17 protein-coding genes are annotated in these 18,298 nt (G+C 60.6%); 11 read left to right on the top strand and 6 right to left on the bottom strand.

The window, feature by feature from the left end:
• Positions 1-107: 107 nt before the first annotated feature.
• Positions 108-1,319, bottom strand: coding sequence for a D-arabinono-1,4-lactone oxidase (locus VGN12_28300; protein HEY4313385.1), 1,212 nt, complete (start codon positions 1,317-1,319; stop codon positions 108-110).
• A gap of 91 nt (positions 1,320-1,410) precedes the next feature.
• Positions 1,411-2,619 (bottom strand): PrsW family glutamic-type intramembrane protease, encoded by a 1,209-nt coding sequence (locus VGN12_28295; protein ID HEY4313384.1) that lies wholly within the window; start codon positions 2,617-2,619, stop codon positions 1,411-1,413.
• Between the two features lie 1,224 nt (positions 2,620-3,843).
• On the opposite strand from VGN12_28295, the gene VGN12_28290 reads away from it, so the two are divergent.
• From VGN12_28290 to gatB, 6 genes are all read left to right on the top strand, one after another.
• Positions 3,844-4,005: a hypothetical protein gene (locus VGN12_28290; protein HEY4313383.1), complete on the top strand. Its 162-nt coding sequence runs from the start codon at positions 3,844-3,846 to the stop codon at positions 4,003-4,005.
• A gap of 88 nt (positions 4,006-4,093) precedes the next feature.
• Positions 4,094-4,609 carry a hypothetical protein gene (locus VGN12_28285; protein HEY4313382.1) on the top strand — a complete coding sequence of 172 codons (516 nt, stop codon included), beginning with the start codon at positions 4,094-4,096 and terminating at the stop codon, positions 4,607-4,609.
• A gap of 312 nt (positions 4,610-4,921) precedes the next feature.
• The gene (gene rpmB / locus VGN12_28280) at positions 4,922-5,275 is read left to right on the top strand and encodes a 50S ribosomal protein L28 (GenBank protein ID HEY4313381.1); all 354 of its coding nucleotides are present in this window, start codon (positions 4,922-4,924) and stop codon (positions 5,273-5,275) included.
• Positions 5,276-5,444: 169 nt separating this feature from the next.
• On the top strand, positions 5,445-5,735 hold the full coding sequence (gene gatC / locus VGN12_28275; GenBank protein ID HEY4313380.1) for an Asp-tRNA(Asn)/Glu-tRNA(Gln) amidotransferase subunit GatC: 291 nt from the start codon (positions 5,445-5,447) through the stop codon (positions 5,733-5,735).
• 97 nt (positions 5,736-5,832) lie between these two features.
• A complete protein-coding gene (gene gatA, locus VGN12_28270; protein HEY4313379.1) occupies positions 5,833-7,374 on the top strand; it encodes an Asp-tRNA(Asn)/Glu-tRNA(Gln) amidotransferase subunit GatA in 1,542 nt (513 codons plus the stop codon).
• A complete protein-coding gene (gene gatB, locus VGN12_28265; GenBank protein HEY4313378.1) occupies positions 7,371-8,846 on the top strand; it encodes an Asp-tRNA(Asn)/Glu-tRNA(Gln) amidotransferase subunit GatB in 1,476 nt (491 codons plus the stop codon). Before gatA ends, gatB begins: the two co-directional genes overlap by 4 nt.
• A gap of 66 nt (positions 8,847-8,912) precedes the next feature.
• Here gatB and VGN12_28260 read toward each other — a convergent pair whose 3' ends face one another.
• The 4 genes from VGN12_28260 to larB all read right to left on the bottom strand — a co-directional run bounded on the left by VGN12_28260 (position 8,913) and on the right by larB (position 11,899).
• Positions 8,913-9,341 (bottom strand): hypothetical protein, encoded by a 429-nt coding sequence (locus VGN12_28260; protein HEY4313377.1) that lies wholly within the window; start codon positions 9,339-9,341, stop codon positions 8,913-8,915.
• A 67-nt stretch (positions 9,342-9,408) separates the two neighbouring features.
• Positions 9,409-10,014, bottom strand: a complete 606-nt coding sequence (locus tag VGN12_28255; GenBank protein ID HEY4313376.1) for a Uma2 family endonuclease — start codon at positions 10,012-10,014, stop codon at positions 9,409-9,411.
• 64 nt (positions 10,015-10,078) lie between these two features.
• Entirely contained in the window at positions 10,079-10,942 is an 864-nt protein-coding gene (locus VGN12_28250) for an NAD(P)H-hydrate dehydratase (protein HEY4313375.1), read from the bottom strand.
• A 180-nt stretch (positions 10,943-11,122) separates the two neighbouring features.
• A complete protein-coding gene (gene larB, locus VGN12_28245; protein HEY4313374.1) occupies positions 11,123-11,899 on the bottom strand; it encodes a nickel pincer cofactor biosynthesis protein LarB in 777 nt (258 codons plus the stop codon).
• A 211-nt stretch (positions 11,900-12,110) separates the two neighbouring features.
• On the opposite strand from larB, the gene VGN12_28240 reads away from it, so the two are divergent.
• The 5 genes from VGN12_28240 to VGN12_28220 all read left to right on the top strand — a co-directional run bounded on the left by VGN12_28240 (position 12,111) and on the right by VGN12_28220 (position 18,274).
• On the top strand, positions 12,111-13,202 hold the full coding sequence (locus tag VGN12_28240) for a Xaa-Pro peptidase family protein (protein ID HEY4313373.1): 1,092 nt from the start codon (positions 12,111-12,113) through the stop codon (positions 13,200-13,202).
• A gap of 155 nt (positions 13,203-13,357) precedes the next feature.
• Positions 13,358-13,840: an acetyl-CoA carboxylase biotin carboxyl carrier protein gene (gene accB / locus VGN12_28235; protein ID HEY4313372.1), complete on the top strand. Its 483-nt coding sequence runs from the start codon at positions 13,358-13,360 to the stop codon at positions 13,838-13,840.
• A 36-nt stretch (positions 13,841-13,876) separates the two neighbouring features.
• Positions 13,877-15,220 carry an acetyl-CoA carboxylase biotin carboxylase subunit gene (gene accC / locus VGN12_28230; GenBank protein HEY4313371.1) on the top strand — a complete coding sequence of 448 codons (1,344 nt, stop codon included), beginning with the start codon at positions 13,877-13,879 and terminating at the stop codon, positions 15,218-15,220.
• Positions 15,221-15,404: 184 nt separating this feature from the next.
• On the top strand, positions 15,405-16,724 hold the full coding sequence (locus tag VGN12_28225) for a 6-phosphofructokinase (GenBank protein HEY4313370.1): 1,320 nt from the start codon (positions 15,405-15,407) through the stop codon (positions 16,722-16,724).
• A gap of 194 nt (positions 16,725-16,918) precedes the next feature.
• Positions 16,919-18,274 carry a TlpA disulfide reductase family protein gene (locus VGN12_28220; protein ID HEY4313369.1) on the top strand — a complete coding sequence of 452 codons (1,356 nt, stop codon included), beginning with the start codon at positions 16,919-16,921 and terminating at the stop codon, positions 18,272-18,274.
• Positions 18,275-18,298 lie beyond the last annotated feature (24 nt).

The raw sequence follows: 18,298 nt of genomic DNA, 5'->3' as shown, positions 1-18,298 counted from the left end.
GAACGCTCAAGATACCGAATTCGCCGGCGAATGCCGCGCAAAAACCAGAAAATCCGGCGCCGCCCCCAGCGAGAAGGATTGCGCAGAACGCCAGGCGTCCGCTGCGCTCACGCGTCAATGAATAATCGCCGCAACAGCGGATTCAAGAATCTTCCCTGCGGATCGAGGCGCTGGCGAACCTGCTGAAACCTGTCCCACAGCGGGCACAGGCCGGCCAGATCACGACCGGTCAGGCTGTGCATCTTGGCCCAATGTGGGCGTCCCTGGTGGCGGCGAAAGATCGCTTCGGCGTCGGCAAAGAATTCGGCGTGCGGCAGATCGGCGCCCTGATGGATCGATATTGCCACGGTCGCGCGCCCCTGGGCGGGACTAAGGAAAATATCGTCCGCGGCTTGCGTGCGATATTCGATCGGCCAGGTGACGCTTGTATGCTTGCGCTGCATCAAGTCGCGGATGGCAAGGAAACATTCCACCCCCTGCTCGGCCGGCACGGAATATTCCATCTCGTTGAATCGATTTTCTCGCACCGTGGGGAAGATCTGCCAACTGTTGGCCACCCGTTCGCGCTCTTCACTGGCCAGGCCCGATCCTGCACCAGGATCGTCCACGGCCACCGGCGTAACGGGTCGATCCGTAGGATTCAGCGTTTTCGTGAAGGCACAACCATCGATCGGATACCAGAAAAACTCGAAGTGTCGATTCGCCTGTGACCGCTGTTCGAGCGACGCCAGGCAAGCGTCCAGGGGTTCGCGGCGCACCTGTTCGTGCAAGCGATAGAGAGGCAACAATCGCAACCGCACCGAGGTAATCACGCCGAGCGCGCCCAGGGAAACTTGTGCCGCGCGAAACACCTCGGCGTCGGCTTCCGCCGAGCAATCCATCACTTCGCCCGTGGCGGTCACAATGCGCAAACCGACGACCTGGGTCGAAATGCTTCCCAGCGTCGGCCCCGTGCCATGCGTGCCGGTCGAAACGGCGCCGGCGATGGCCTGCACATCGACGTCCCCCTGGTTCTCCAGAGCCAGACCGTGCACGGCCAGCGGCTCGCCCAGCGCGTGAATCTTGGTGCCGGCGTGAATCGCGGCCCGGCCCGCCTTGGTATCGGCCCATTCGACCCCGGCCAGCCGATCGAGCGACAGCAAAATGTCATCGCTCGCGCACAGTGGCATGAACGAATGCCCTGTCCCGGCAACACGCACGATTTTTTGCTCGTGCGTCGCGCGGCGTACGATCGCCGCAACTTCGGCCTCACTCGCCGGATAGAGAATCTCGCCAGGGCTGCACGTAACCGAGCCGGACCAATTGGACCATTGCGCCATGACAGACCTATCGAACGGCAAAGGAGAGACAATATCGAGGACCGCACATCGGCAAGTGGCAATGGGCCATACGGCTGCCGTAATCGATACGTTACCCGGCCGAGCGTGATGTGGCGAGCATTCGGCGTGGCTCCGGCGTCTCTTGCTGGCGGCGCGTGTATTCGACCAACAGCGCCAGAACGACGAAGCTCGCCGCGGCCGTCGCGAGCGCCAGCAGGTTCATGTCCTTCTTCAGCATGGTGTCGTACAAGCCGTGCAACACCATGGGAACGGCCAGCACCGTTAGCGCGGCGATCGCCAGGTCCGGCCAATCTAAATCGCCCTCAAACTTTTCGGCATTGGTCCAGATTAAGAGCGCCACCGAGGCCGACCACACCGCGTGCAAAGCAACGCACGAAACGAACCGAACAAGGTAGATTTCGCCTGACTGAATCCCGTTGTAATACTGGGCCGAGTACATGATTCCCTCGGCGACGCCAAAGCCGACGTCGCTCGCCAGCCCCCACATCACGGCAGCCCGCCAGGTGAACGGGTTTCCGTTACGGCAGCGAATGATCACGGGCAGCGCCTTCGTTAGTTCCTCGCACAGTCCGACGCCGATCGTGTAACCGAAGAAGCTCAGCAAGAAGCCGTTCTCGGGATCCTCGGCCGCGTTATAGCTGAAGCCGATCAGCTTCATGACCAAAAACACGAGCATCCCGACGCCACGTCCGGGCAACCAGACCCCCTGCGTCGCCTGAGCCATGAACTGTACGGTGAGCAACAGAACGATCCCGGCCGTGGCCGTGCAAAGTCCTACGAGCGCGATCGACACGGGCGTTGATTGGCCGCGTTCGAACGCCACGATAATGATGCCCAGGAAGATCGCGGCCGAGATTAGCCCGTAAATCCAGTGCACCCACGTCGAGTGAGGTAAATGGGCTCCCTCGAAACGCCCGCCCGGCAATCGATCGAAAAACGAGGACGAGTCGAGGTCCGCGGATTCGGCTGAGAAAACATCCGGATTGGCTTCGATGGTTCGGGTCAGCCGCTCCTGAATATCGTTCTCAGGCGAAATGATCGACCAGCCGAGCGGCAACAGCGCGAGCGCGAATACCAGGTAAACGTAGTCACGCAGTCCCGCGCTAGCGGCTGGCTTGGCCTTCGTCGGCGCCGGAGCTATGCGCCGTGTAGGAGCCAACGCCACTGCTGCGCCCGGTGCCTTTGAAGGCACCTCCGCCGCCAGCGGCGAAACGGCAAATGTGTCTTCATCAAGGGGCGATGGGGTCGTGCGCGCCGGGGCCACGGACGTCAGTGCCACGGGGGACGGTGCAACATGCGACTGTGCCGCGGTAGTCGAAGCCGCAGGCCTCGAAGACAACGGCGCAGCTTGTGGCGGGCGTGGTCGCGGCGCCGCGGCGTTGTCTGCGGTGGGTGTTACGGCGGGGCGTTTTGGCGGATGACCCACCGGGGCCGGCGCTCGCACGGCCGACGGAGCTTTGGCGGGGGCCGGCTTGGGACGTAATGGTTCGTCGGCTGTCGCGCCGCCTGGCTTTGTTGGCGATGGCACTGTCATCACCGCCTGACAGCCGGCGCATCTTGCCCGCTTGCCTGCTGCCATGTCTGGCGCGGAAAGCACCTTCGCGCATTGTGGACAAACGACTCGAATCGCCATTGCTGCCCCGCGATCGACAAGTCCGAAAAGTCATCCTCCCTGACAGCCAACTCGCAGAGCTAGTTTATTCCAGAGCGGGGCGACTCCCAACTTTTTTTCGCGCCTAATAAGCTGTAATTCATCCAGTTAGGCGATGCAAATTAGCGAGCCAAATTCATGCATATTAGCCACGCTGCCAGGGTGATTCCGTTGCACTAAAATGGCGGCATGAGCGAATCTACCATGACGCGCACCCGCCGCAGATGGTTCCAGTTAGGGCTGGGACCGCTATTCGGGGTAATGGCCCTGCTAGCCGTATTCGTGGCGTACCACGCCAACTGGATTCGGCAACGGCACGAAGTTCTCACGCGGTGTGACGTGGCAAAGTACTCTTGGACTGAATTCGATGCCCCCATTAAGGCCCCGCAATTACTTTGGTTGTTCGGCGAGCAGGGCTACGCTGATATCTGGGTGAGATTCGAGAGCGATCACCCTCGAAGCACGAATGGCGATGAAGAGGCTGAATTAAGGCGAGTTCGCGCTTTATTTCCGGAAGCTCAAAGAATTCTGCCGAGCGTTTCACCGGGAATGCCACCACTTCCAGACCCTGATTAATGGCCTCCCCTAGCCGACACACGCGGATAACCCACCACCAAACAAAACGTTTTGCAGCAACACAACCGCACGACACTACCCTCCGGTTCGTAGTGGAACGTTTTGAAGATTCCTACGTCGAGCGATCCATGCTCCCGGATCAACCTAATTCCGACGGCTAGCCCGGCATAGTAGCACGCCCATCGAACCGCGCCCGGTTTAGTTGAATTCGTTTGCCGGCAGCTTTTGTACCTGCGCTTTGACCGGCTATTATTTCGGCATGGAAACCAAGAGACGATGACCCGCAAAAAAGGCCAAAAGGAACGTCAGGCAGAACGCCTGGAGATTCGTTTCACGCCGACTGAAGCAAAAGGCATCGACCTGACTGAGGACGGTAAAACGGCTACCTGGGCTCGTGAGACGCTGTTAAAGGCCGCACGGCGGCAGCCTAAGACTTAGTGGACGTGCGGCGAGCTGCACGCCGGAACCGTGAGCGTATAAGGCTCGGATCGCCCTGCGCCACGCCCTAACGAGAAAGGGCTAGCGTATGGGTGGCAAAGACAAGAAGAAGCGGAAGGGTAGCCTCGTACAATGGGTGCACGAAATGATTTCCATCAACCTGGAAACAGATCGCGCTTGTCCATTAATCGCCGTAGAATTGGTAAACGATGCAATGCAGGATTTTCTGGAAGCAATCTTTCGCGCGAACAATGCGCCTCAAGAACTTCAAAACAATCTGCTTACTGCGTTTGCTGCGCCTCTATACTCATTTGCAATGCGAGTCGCGATTTGTCGCGCTTTCGGGCTACTTCCCGCAGCACTTTGCGAACAGATGACTTCATTGCGAAAGATTCGCAATCACTGCGGCCACGCCAAGGCGGTGGTATCACTTGACGACGAGGAAATTCAGCAATGGGTTCGCGCTCTTCAGGATTTTGTGCAGGTCTATAGGAACTACAAACGCCTCCCTCGTCCACGAAAGGCGATTGAGGTCGCATGCGACATTATTCGACACGAGATTTACGATGAGATGCGCAGTCTTCAGTCGTCAAGCAAAGTTTGAATAGCGGCCATGTAATACGCCGTAAGTCGTGACTCTAGGCCCCGAAGCTGCCATGCGTCGGCGATCTTCCTGGGACCTCGTTACGCCAATCGTCCGTTCGTGAGGCATTCCACCATTGGGGATCGGCGGCAAGCCTCTAACAAGCGCTCAATCGTGGGATTTTTGATTCTTTTTGGCATGCGTTTTAATTCGGCATCACCACCCGCCTTTTCTCCGCCTTTGCAGCCCGGCCTTGGGCGGGTATACTCCTGGATTCACTAATCCGGACATAACCGTCGCTACAAAATAGCTTTGCGCTGGGAGGATTGGGCCATGGCCCGTACTTGTGAAGTGTGCGGCAAGGGACCGCAGGTCGGCAACCAGGTCACGATCCGCGGTAAGGCCAAGTATTTGGGGGGCGTCGGTACCAAGATCACCGGCATCACCCGCCGCCAGTTCAAGCCGAACCTGCAACGGGTCCGGGTTACGATGAAGGGGGAGAACAAGACCATGTTGGTCTGCACCCAATGCCTGCGCAGCGGCGCCGTGACCAAGCGTATCGAGGCGGTTCCGTTCCGATTGCCCGCCGACGCCGCGCCGAAGGACAAGGATAAAACCAAGCCCAAGGGGCCGGTTGCACCGAAGGCCCAGGCCAAGCCCAAGGCTCCGGCCAAGGCAGGCAAGTAGCAGCGACCGCCGGAACGGTTTCGCACGATTCGCAGCCGAGGTCTGAACGGGCCGAGCGCTGCGTCATGCGAACCGTCACCGCGCTGGCATTGTCCTGGCACTTATCCCGGTGAAGCGCGGATGATCGTTCGTTGGGCGTTCGACTTTTCGAATTTGGGTACACCTCCCCATGTCGCTGACGCGCGAACAAGTTGAAAAGGTTTCGCTCTTGGCTCGGCTGCGCCTGTCCGATGCTGAGCTAGAGACGATGACCACGCAACTGAGTGCCATCGTCGGCTATATCGAGCAATTGGCCGAGCTCGATACCGATTCGATTCAGCCGATGGCCCACGCCGTCGAGTTGCACAACGTCTTTCGTGCCGACGAAGTGAAGCCGAGCGTTGCGCGGTCCGAGATGTTGGCCAATGCTCCCTCGGCCGATGGCGAGTGTTATCTGGTGCCCGCCGTGCTAGGGGACTGAGATTCTGGCAAACGGCGTTCTCGGCAATGTGATTTTTCAGCACAGTGGTTTCTCGGCAAACTGACTCCTTAGCAACTTGGCGCGAGTGCATCGGCCCATGTCGCTCATCGAAAAATCCGCCAAGCAGCTTCTGGCCGATCTGTCCGCCCGGAGTGTCTCGGCCGTCGAGGTGACGGAAGCGTATCTGACCGAGATCGCGTCGCATGACGCGAAAGTCGGAGCTTTTTTGCGCGTCGATGCCGAAGGCGCCCTGGCCAAGGCACGCGACATTGACCAGCGCCGCGCCTTGAACCAGCCGGTAGGGCATCTGGCCGGTATCCCCGTAGCGGTGAAGGACATTCTTTGCAGCCGGGGCGAGGTCGTCACCTGCGCCTCGCGCATCCTGGAGCACTTCGCGGCCCCCTACGATTCGACGGTCGTCGCTAAGCTGAAAGCGGCGGACGCCGTGCTGATCGGCCGTACGAATCTCGACGAGTTTGCGATGGGGGGCTCGACCGAGAACTCGGCCTTCCATGTCACGCACAATCCTTGGGACCTGTCCTGCTTCGCCGGCGGTTCCAGCGGTGGCTCGGCCGCGAGCGTTGCGGCACGCATGGCTCCCTTGGCCATCGGCACCGATACGGGCGGATCGATTCGGCAGCCGGCCGGACTGTGCGGCATCACGGGTTTGAAGCCGACGTACGGTCACGTCAGCCGGTACGGCGTCGTCGCGTTCGCCAGCAGTTTGGACCAGGTTGGCCCCATGGCGCGCACGGCCGAAGACGCGGCGCTACTGCTGGAAACCATTGCCGGGCACGACCCGCTCGATTCCACCTCGGTCCATTCCCCCGTTCCGCCGTACAGCGAGTGGATCGAACAGCCGCTCGAAGGACTTACGATTGGCCTGGTGCGCGAGCATTTCGGACCAGGGCTGGACGAAGAGGTTAACGCCGCGGTGCGCGATGCGATTCGGATTTATGAATCGCTGGGGGCGAAGGTCAAAGAAGTTTCGCTACCGCATAGCAAGTACGCCGTGGCGACGTATTACATCATCGCGCCGAGCGAGGCCAGCAGTAACCTGGCCCGGTACGACGGCGCGCACTACGGCTATCGCACCGACGAACGCGACATGCTGGCCGAGCTGGACGCCCAGCGCAAGGCGCTCGAGGCCGCTGGCGACAAGAAAGCCGCCGCCCAACTGGATACGGCCCTGGTGCGCATGTACCGCCGCAGCCGCTCCGAAGGATTCGGCGCCGAGGTCAAACGCCGCATCATGCTGGGCACCTACGCCCTCTCGGCCGGCTATTACGACGCGTATTACCTGAAAGCGCTCAAGGTGCGGCGCTTGATTCGCCAGGATTTCGACAAAGCATTCGAGGACGTCGACCTGATCGCCGGCCCAGCGACGGCCGCGCCGGGATATAAAATCGGCGAACGGGCCGACGACCCGCTGGCCATGTACTTGCTCGATCTGTATACGGTGAGTGCCAATCTGGCCGGCATCGGCGGTATCGTCTTTCCCTGTGGATTCAGTCAGGCCGGCCTGCCGATCGGCTTGCAATTGCAGGCTCCGCCGTTCGAAGAAGATCGCCTGCTGCGGGCGGCCCACATGTTTCAGCGGGCCACGGACTGGCACACGCGGAGGCCTGCGCTAACGTGAGCGACACACCCTATACGATCGTCATCGGCTTGGAAGTCCACGTGCAACTGGCCACGCAGAGCAAGCTCTTCTGCGGGTGCAGCACGCAGTTTGGCGCCGGACCGAATACGCAGACCTGTCCGATCTGCACCGGCATGCCTGGCACGTTGCCGGTGATGAACCGTCGGGCATTTGAATTGTCGTTGCGAACGGCCGTGGCGCTGAATTGTCAGATCGCGCCGTTTACGAAATGGGATCGCAAACAGTACTACTACCCTGACCTGCCAAAGGGCTATCAGATCAGCCAGTACGATCTGCCGTTCAGCAGCGATGGCTACGTCGAAATCGCGGACGCGAAAGGACGCTTCAAGCCGAAACGGGTCGGCATCATCCGCGCCCACCTGGAAGAAGACGCCGGCAAGAGCATGCACGACGAGAAGGCAGGCCAGGCCGACAGCCGGATCGATCTGAACCGCGCCGGCACGCCGCTGTTGGAAATCGTGTCGCAGCCTGACATGCGCTCGCCGGCCGAGGCCAAGGCCTTTCTGGAAGAACTAAAGCTGTTGCTCACGTACCTGGGCGTTTCCGATTGCAACATGCAGGAAGGGAGCCTGCGTGTCGACGCGAACGTGAACTTGCATCTGACGGACGAACGCGGGGAGAAGATCGCCACCCCGATCGTCGAGATCAAGAATATGAACAGCTTCCGCGCCGTCGAGCGAGCGCTCACCTACGAATCGGCACGGCAATACGACGTCTGGCAAGAGACAAGACAAAAGCTGGGGGACGTGCCGAAGCAAACGCGCGGCTGGGATGACACGGCCAATGTCACGCATGGCCAGCGTCATAAGGAAGAATCGAGCGATTACCGATACTTCCCGGACCCTGACCTGGTGCCGGTCACCGTCGCGGCCGAAGAAGTCGAGCGGGTCCGCGCCGAGCTGGGTGAATTGCCCGCCCAAATGCGCGAGCGTCTGGAGAAAACGTACGGCATCAATGCCTACGACAGCGACGTGCTAGTGAATCAGGGACGCGAGCTGGTCAGTTACTTTGTCGACGTGGCCGATACCTGCGGCGACGGAAAGGTGGCCAGCAACTGGGTTCAGCAGGACGTGCTGAGACTTCTTAAGGAACTCGGCACCGATATCGAGGCCTTCCCGGTTCGACCCTGGGCACTGGCCGATCTGCTGAAGAAGGTGAAGGCTGGCGAGGTCGACACGACGCGCGGTCGCGAAGTCTTCGCGCTGATGGTCTCGGCAGGCAAATCGCTCGAAGAGGCGATGCAGGAATTGGGTATCGAAAAGGTCGACGAATCGGCACTTGTCGAATTGTGCAAGCAGCTCATCGCGGCCAATCCCAAGCTCGTCGCCGACGTAAAGGCCGGAAAGATGCAAGCCGCGGGGGCCTTCGTCGGGCAAGCCAAAAAGGCCAACCCGAACGTCAACCCAGCACGGGTCCGCGAGATCTGCCTGGAACTGATCGCGGCGATGTGACCTAAGGTCACGAGCCATCGAGCCGGGTATCTGGCAATTCGCCATTGCGGCTGGGCGTTCTTGAGCTCAGCCGACCTCGACGACTTTGAACTGTACGCCTTCGAAGACGTGCCAATCGGAGAGCGATTGCACATGCTTATTGCAGGGTAGCACATGCAAATGTACGCGGCGATTGAGATAAATCTCTTCGGCTAGATAGATCGAATCTGTCTCTGTCGTAGCAACGTGCCCCAGCAACTTAAACGGGCCGAGAAAAAATCCCTTCCACCTTCCCTGACGTAACTTCTCGCACTGCCAGATTGTCAAGAGCCCGCACTTTACGAGGGAATCGGCGAGAGTGGATATTTCGTCGCTAGTTTCGAGATCTGAATCGGTCTGTACAGTAATAGCCGCATCATGCGCGCGTTGCACGACATCTTTTGGCAACAGGCCGCTCGATTCGATGAGCGCGACGAACTGCTTTAAGGGCGTTTGGTTGCGAGGGAAAAGTGGCATCAATGCGCGCCTACGGAAAGCCGACGACTGTGCTGGTTGCCTTGATTGAGGACCGAAGTTTTGCGACTCAGCCGCCGACGGAATCGGCGGCGGCGAATACCGCTGCGCAGTCGAGTTCAAACCCGGGCAGCGAAATAGAAGCGTACTTTTCCGGAGGGTGGATACGTCGTTCCTCCCACTGGTCCCCCTGGCGTACAAGCACAATTAACACACGCCGCTCGCCGTCAACGATCCAGTACTCCTGAATTCCGAACTTCAGATACTCTTCTCGCTTCTCGACGTAGTCGCGATCCTCCCCACGCGGCGACACGACCTCGATCACGACCTCGGGTATCCAACGCGACCAATAATCGGCTCCCGACGGGGGCAGAGATTTGTAGACGGCCACGTCGGGGTGCCGCTCGGATTCCAGCGACTCGATCAGAATCTTGCAATCGCTGCCGGAAGCAATTCCATAGATGGCCCCGGGATTGGCCACGTCGTATCCCGCCAACTGCCGGCGCACGGCATTGACCAGCGCAAAATGCCTCCGCCCTGGCACGTTGATCATCTCGATCACACCTCGGTTCAATTCATAGAGCGTGCCATTTTCCGAGATCGCATTCTCGAACTCGGCCAGTGACATGCGGCGACCGTGATCCGCAGGACTGAGCATCACGGCCGTTTTTTGCATGATTCCGACCCTCGCAAGAGCAATCGCCCGATATGAATAACTATTGCCCGGGCGGCATTCACGGTCAATCAGCAACTTCCCGAAACGCCGCCGGCAGGAAGCGCACCAGGTCACTTGCGATCAACGAAATCTCGCCCAGTTCAGCCGCGGCCAGGTCGCCGGCCAGGCCGTGGACGTGAACGCCCAGGCGTGCCGCATCGAACGGGCTTAACTTCTGCGCCAGTAGCGCCGTGATGATGCCGGTCAGCACGTCGCCGCTCCCTCCGGTGGCCATGCCGGGGTTGCCGGTCGTGTTGTGCGCGGTTTGCCTGCCGTCGGTGACCAGCGTGCGGTGCCCCTTGAGCACGATTACAGCGCCGATCGTCTTGGCCAGGTCGATGGCTTGTCGCTCTTGCTCGTCACGCGCGCCGATCTTCGGCGCCTGCACCAGCCGTGCAAACTCACCGGGATGCGGCGTCAGCACGCGCGGACCCGCGGCGCGGCGTAGAACGTCCGGCTGCGCGGCCAAGGCATTCAGGGCGTCGGCATCGAACACGGCCGGTTGCTGGAGAGTTGTGTAAAGCCAGGCGACCAACTCATCGAGTTCGACCGAGCGTGACAAGCCAGGACCACACGCCACGACGGTCGCCGCCGACGGTTTAGTCAATTCGGCCAATTTCGCGCGGGCCGCGCCGGCAATGCGCCCTTCGTCATCGCACGCCACGGGGGATGTCATCAGTGACGGCTCGTAGGCCGCGATCGTGTCGAGACAGCTATCGGCGACCGCCAGTCGTACAAGTCCCGCCCCACTGCGCGCCGTGGCCATGCCGGCCAATCCGGCGGCCCCGGCCATGCCGCGCGAACCGCCGATTAAAAGAGCGCGGCCAAAGTCTCCTTTGTTCGCATCAGCCGACCGCTTTGGCAGTCGTGGCAGATTGGACTCATCCATGATCTTGCGCGCGTCGTATGGGTTGAATCGATGAGAAGTGTACGCATCTTCAGCCTATTTTAAAATCGAGGCTGGGTGCCACTGCTGGCTTGCCCAGCAGTGCGGATTGGCGGCAAGACACTGCTAGACGAGCTAGCAGTGGCACCGAATGTTGGTCAGTAGGTAGTTTTGGAACTGCTCTTAAGCGTGTCGCTGTCGCGCCGCGTTCTGGGCGATCAAGCCGGCGACGTACGCCCCTTTGAATCCGGCGTCGATATTTACAACCGTCACATTGGCGGCGCAGCTATTTAACATGCTCAATAGTGCCGCGATGCCGCCAAGGTTGGCGCCGTATCCGACGCTCGTGGGGACCGCGATCACAGGACAATCGACATGGCCGCCGACAACGCTCGGCAGCGCCCCCTCCATGCCGGCAATGACAACCACGGCATCCGAGCCGAGGATTTGCGGCAACCGTGCCGGCAAACGGTGCGGCCCCGCTACGCCCACGTCCTGCACGAAACTTACCTCGGCCCCCATCCATAAAGCGGTCTCGCGAGCTTCTTCGGCGACGGGCAGGTCGCTGGTACCGGCCGTAACGATCGCCACGCGCCCACGCGGCTGGGCCTCCTTTCCGCTCGCGGCGAGCGGAATACGAAAGATCCGCCCCACGGCGTTGTAACGTCCGGTCGGAAATCGACGCAGTAGCGCCGTCGCAAACTCGGACGGAACGCGCGTGGCGAGCACATCGATGCCTTCATTTTGCAAGCGCTCGAAGATGCGCTCCAACGATTCGAGCGACTTTCCCTGGCCGAAGACGACTTCGGGAAAACCGCAGCGCCGATGCCGATCCAGATCGAGCTGCGCATCACCGACGTCAGCGATGGCGCCCTGCGAAAGTCGCCGTACAAAGTCCGCGACGGACAGCTCGCCGCTCAACAGGTTCTGCGCCAGATTCGTCAGGTCCGATGGTTCCATGATGTCCATCGTAACGAGGCGGCCGACACGTTGCGAGCAGCCCCCGTTTCACCCCATATTCCTGGCAAATCCACGGCCGTTTCGGGTGTCGGCGCCTGCCTTTTGAGGTTGTCAAGAAGCCGCGCAACTGATAGCACATAGCAACATCTTGCGGGTAAAACATCCAGGAAATTTCGCATCGGCGGGGCTGAATCTCCGTCGTGCCGTAACCATGAGTCGACACGAGAACCGTCGCAGCCAGCTTCGCAAACTTGTCCGTGCCGCGGGCGCTGACTCGCTTCTGGTCACGAACTTCACGAACGTTACGTATCTGACAGGGTTTACCGGCGATGACAGCTATCTGATCGTCGGTCCGAAGGAGACGATCCTCGTCAGCGATCCGCGCTATACGACGCAGCTCGAAGAGGAATGCCCCGAAATCACGGTCAACATCCGCCCGCCCGGCAAGAACATGCTGGACGGTGTGGCCGAGGCGGCCCGTTCGGCCAAGATGGTGAATCTGGCGGTCGAAGCCGATTGGATGACGGTCGGTCTGCACGCACAGCTCGAGGCGAAGCTGCCAAAGCTGAAGCTGGTGCCGGCCGCTGGCTTGGTGGAACAACTGCGGGTCATCAAAGACAAACAAGAGATCGAAGAGATCGAGCTCGCGGCGCGCTACGCCGAAAAGGGGTTCGCCATCCTGCGGGCCACGCTACGGCCCGAGCGAACCGAGAAGGAAGTCGCGGCCGACCTGGAATACCAGCTGCGGCTGCTCGGAGCGCGCGGCTGCAGCTTCCCACCAATCATTGCCGTGGGAGCGCGCGCGGCGCTACCGCATGCCCAGCCCACGGACCAGAAAATCGGCGACGGCGACTTCGTTTTAGTCGATTGGGGCGCCACAGCGCGGCACTACAAGAGCGACTTGACGAGGGTTTTGGTCACCGGTAAGATTTCGCCCAAACTCGAACGGGTGTATAACGTTGTGCTCAAAGCACAGCTCCAGGCAATCGCTACAATTAAGCCTGGTCTCACCGGGCGAGAGGTCGACGCGGTCGCGCGGGGGATCATTGCCGACGCCGGGTTTGGAAAGCACTTCGGACACGGTTTGGGGCACGGGCTGGGGCTCGACATTCACGAGGCCCCGCGGCTGGCAGCCGCTGCCGAACAGGTACTGCGGCCGGGCATGGTCGTGACGGTCGAGCCGGGCATCTACCTGCCGGGATGGGGGGGAGTGCGAATCGAGGATGATATTCTCGTAACCAAGACCGGCTACGAAGTTTTGACCAACGTTCCGAAGACGCTCGAAGAGGCTGTCGTTCGCTGAGACAAAATTCCGCCCGACGGTAGAGACGCCCGACGGGCGACTCTGGGGTTCGGCGGCGAAGATTTAAACGAATTCAAGAGCCCGGCGGAGTCGACGGGCCGGCAATTACTTTTCCTGCCCGACGCGTTCCGCCGCGTGCATCACGGAGATACGGCATGTCCAATCCTGCGTCCAACTCCGGCGACGTGTTTGACCTGAAGAAGCTTCGCCAGTTGGTCGTGTTGATGAATGAACATGACTTGGGCGAGATTGATCTGCGCCAGGGTCCGCTTCGCATCCGGCTGCGAAAGCAAGGAGAGATGGTCTCGACTCCGGTCGAAGTCCGGCAATCGGCCCCGACTTCGGCAGCAGGAGGTCGGGCCGCCGCTCCGCCAGCGCCCCCCAGCGACGAACATCTGGTCGTGATCAAAAGTCCGATCGTTGGCACGTTCTACGCCGCCCCTAGTCCTGACGCGCCGTCGTTCGTCAAGGTCGGCGATCATGTCGGCAAGGAAACGACCGTGTGCATCATTGAGGCCATGAAGGTCTTCAACCCGATTCAAGCCGAAACCTCGGGACAGATCGTGGCGGTCCTGGTCGAAACGGGCGCTCCGGTGGAATACGGTCAACCGTTGTTCAAAGTCGACCCCCGCCAATAACCCCGGACGCTCGGGCCTCGAGCGGGTGATCGGATCATGTTCAAACGAATCCTGGTGGCCAATCGCGGCGAAATCGCGCTGCGCATCATCCGCGCTTGCCGCGAATTAGGAATCGAGACGGTCGCCATCTATAGCGAGGCGGACCGCGGGGCCCAGTACCTCGAGTTGGCCGACGAGGCGTATTGCGTCGGCCCCGCGAAAGCCAGCGAAAGTTACCTGAAAATCGATCGCGTCATCAGCGCTGCCGAGATCGGCAACGTGCAGGCGATTCACCCGGGCTATGGCTTTCTGTCCGAGAACGCCCATTTCAACGAAGTCTGCCGTAGCTGCAACATCGACTTCATCGGCCCCGGTTTCGAGGCCATGCGCCGCCTGGGGGACAAGAACGAGGCCCGCAAGATGGCCCGCGCCGCCGGAGTGCCCTGCGTGCCGGGTAGCGATGGTTTGATCACCAACGAGCGTGATGCGATCGAGATCGCGCACCAGATCGGTTTCCCCGTATTGATCAAGGCCTCGGCCGGCGGCGGTGGCCGTGGCATGCGCGTGGCCGCCAATGACCTGGTTCTAACGAGCGCGATTCAGCAAGCGCAGGCCGAGGCGCAAGCCGCCTTCGGTAACTCGGCGATCTATCTAGAAAAATACATCGAGCTGCCGCGCCACATCGAAGTGCAAATCATCGCCGACCAGTACGGCAATGTTTGCCACCTGTGGGAGCGCGATTGCACGATGCAACGCCGCCATCAGAAGGTGATCGAGGAAAGCCCCGGCGCGCATCTCGATCCGAAAGTTCGCAATAAGCTTTGCCAGGCCGCGGTGTCGCTGATCAAAAGCGCCGATTACACAAATGCCGGCACCGTCGAATTCATCGTCGATCGCGACGGAAATTTCTATTTCATCGAAGTTAATGCCCGCATCCAGGTCGAACATCCGGTTACGGAAATGGTGACCGGCATCGACTTGATCAAAACACAGCTGCTGGTCGCGGCTGGCGAAAAACTCCCCTTCAAGCAGGAGGACATCCACACCACAGGTGTGGCCTTGGAATGCCGGATCAATGCCGAGGATCCGCAGCATGGCTTCCAACCCAGCCCCGGGCGGATCGAAAAACTGATGGTGCCCGGCGGCCCCGGCGTCCGCTTCGATTCACATGCCTATGCGGGCTACGTGGTTTCGCCGTATTATGACTCGATGATTGGTAAGTTACTGGTTCACCGGCCGACGCGCGCCGAAGCGATTAACGCGATGCAAACGGCGCTATCCGAGTTGCGGATCGAAGGGATCAAAACCACGGTGCCGCGCCAATTAGAGATTCTGCGGCATTCCGCGTTTGCCGCCGGCACGGTGGATACGAAGTTCATCGAGAGGACCTGGCCCGGCTAGTTGGTCGTTGCGAAATGCTGGCGAACCAGCATTCCCCACGATTTGCCTGACGGATCGTAGGCCGGTCATAAAACGATTCGCGTCCGATCACACGGCGGCGTTCGTTCGAGACTCTTGATTCGCGATGCGTGGCTGCGGCAGCCGCACGCGTGTTTAGGCGGCCGCATGCCCCGGAGGATTCCCCATGACAACGACCTCACCGCTTTCCAGCCCTGCCCACGCCGATAGTCCCATTCGCAAAGTGGCGATTCTCTTTGCCGGCGGTCCGGCTCCGGCGGCCAACGCCGTGATATCGACTGCCGCTGCGTCGTTCTTGCGCAACGGCATCGAAGTCGTCGGGGTTTTGCACGGATACTCGCACCTGGTCGAGTACAGTCCCGAACGCCCCCTGGTCGAAGGGCAAGACTACGTGATGATCGACCAGAAGCTGCTCAAACGCACGCGCAGCAGCCAGGGAATTTTGATTGGTACGGCGCGCACCAATCCTGGCAGGGACATCGCGCGCCCTGAGCACCTGCGCGATCCGGAACGCACGGCGCAACTGCGCACGGCCTACGAGGCGCTGGCTTCGCTGAATGTCGACGCGCTGGTGTCGATCGGCGGTGATGACACGCTGAAAACCGCCAACAAGTTCAAAATGTTCCAGGATTTTCTGCCGGCCGATGCGCGACGGATGCCGGTGGTGCACCTGCCGAAAACGATCGACAACGACTACAGCGGCATTGATTTCACTTTTGGTTACTTCACAGCGGTAGAGACGTTGGCCAGCGAAATTCGAAATCTGCTGGCCGATGCCGAAGCGAACCGTTCGTACTACCTGGCCGAAACGATGGGGCGCAGTGCCGGCTGGTTGGCTTACGGCACCGCCATCGCGGGCGAGGCTAGCCTGGTCATTAGCGTCGAGGATATCACCGGCAAGTACCGCGACGAGGAAGCTTTTCAAGATCCCATCACCGGCGAGAACGTCATGCGTCCGGTGATGAAGGTCGACGAAGTGATCCGCCGCATCGTCACCACGATGCGGGTGCGTGAAACGCGCGATAAGAAGGAATTCGGCGTCATCGTGATCGGCGAAGGGTTGGCCGAATTCCTTCCGCAACAATACCTGGAAGGCGTTTCGCGCGATGATCACGGCCACATTTCGATTTCGCAAGTGAACCTCTGCCGCAAGTTCGCCAAGCTGATCGCCGCCGAGTATCAGCGGCAGGCAGGAAAGCCGCGCCGCGTCACCGGTTTACAATTGGGATACGAAGCACGTTGCGCCCGGCCGCATGCGTTCGACGTAATGCTCGGCAGCCAATTGGGCGTCGGCGCCTACCGGGCGCTGGTCGAGGAGAAGCTGAACGGTGTCATGGTCTCGGTGCGCGGACAGCTCGAATTGAATTACGTTCCCTTCCAGGAACTGGTCGATTCGCAAACCCTGGTCACGGTGGTGCGCTTCGTCGAGCCGTCCTCGGACTTTCACCGGCTGGCCCGCTTCCTGGAAACAGACGTCAACGAGTAAGCACTCGTCGATGGCTGGCCTAGTATGCGGCTGGCCTGCGCCGGGGAAGCGCGACGCAAGACGATTGTGCCATGGACGCGGTAGCATTGATTCCCGCGGCTTGCCTGGCTGCGTACAATCGAGCGGTTGTCGTCGCGGCCGGGGAGCCGGTTTTGCTTCCCCGTTTCGCATTATCTCGGAACACGAGCTGATCGATGGTTGCCTTCTCGTCTGCGCTTCTTGCCGTGCCGCTCCTTATCTGCGCCGTAACAGGGCTGTTCGAGACGGGGCAGCGAATTAACTATCACGGCACAGTCACGCAGCGCGTCGTCGACAACAGCCAGCCGGCGCCGCAACAAAAGTCGTTCGAGCTTTCCTGGTTCGTCGCCGACACCGATGCCTCGGGCACCACGTTGTATTGGCTGGTCGAAGAGCGTGGTCGCGGCGCGTGGCCCTGGCCCGAACGGTTCGGGCAGTTGAAGCTCGACGCGCAAGGCCGACCGCAATCCGCGCGTGGCCCCACGCTGCTATTCGACTACGGCGAAGGCGAGAGCATCGTGCCGCTGTCGCCGCCGCAAGTTGCGCTCGATAAATCGCTGGCCAAGGGCGCCACATGGTCGGCCGGCGGCGAAGAATTCGAAGTGCAGGACGAACGTACTCTCGACGATCGGGCGACCTGGCAGATTCACGTCAAGAACGCCTACGGCGCCAAGCGAACGATGCTGGTCGATAAAGCCGTGCCCATGCTGGTATCGACGACCGATCGTGTCTTCATGAACAAGGGAACCGAATACACACTCGAGATGACCCTCGCCGGCATCGATCGGCAGACCGCTGAGGAAACCGCCGCAACACGTGCGACATTCGACAGCATGCTCGCGCTGTTGGGAAAATTGCACCGCCCGCCCCAGTCGACGGACGCGGAATGGAATCCCGAGCAAATCGCGATCCTGGCGGCAGCCGGGCCAGACCTGGAAAAGCAAGCCGCCGGCGGTCCGCTAGCCAGGCTCGCCGCCGCGGCCAGCCGGGATGCGAAACTTCAAGGGGGTCGTGCCGACGAAGTTGCTGATCTCGTGGCGAAATTCCAAGGACAGCCTTTGCCTGCAATGACGTTGGCGGGCCTTTCCGGCGGGGCACTCGCGCCCTCGGATCTGGAGGGTCGGGTCACGGTGCTGCATTTCTGGGAATACCGCGACCAGCCGCTGAAGGAACCGTACGGACAGGTCGGCTACCTGGAGTTTCTCTATCAGAAGCGTAAAGAAGAGGGAGTCAAAGTTTACGGCGTCGCGGTCGATGCTCGCTTGAACGATCAAAACGAGCGCCGCACGGTCGTGGCCGGCATTCGCAAATTGCGATCGTTCATGAACCTGACCTATCCGCTCGTCCTTGATAGCGGCGAAGGGATCAAGGCCGTGGGCGACCCACGTCTGATCGGCGCGACGTTGCCGCTGGTCCTCGTCGTGGGGCGCGATGGCCGTATCGCGCACTATCACGTCGGCCACTATGAAGTCGACCGGCAAGAAGGGCTCAAAGAGCTAAACGCCGCGGTCACCGCGGCGCTCAAGAAATAATTGCGTCGTAGGTTTCCTGCTTCG

Source organism: Pirellulales bacterium (assembly GCA_036499395.1).
GTDB lineage: Bacteria > Planctomycetota > Planctomycetia > Pirellulales > JACPPG01 > JACPPG01.
The sequence above is the reverse complement of the archived record's forward strand: the minus strand, read 5'-3'. Positions and strand labels throughout refer to the sequence as shown.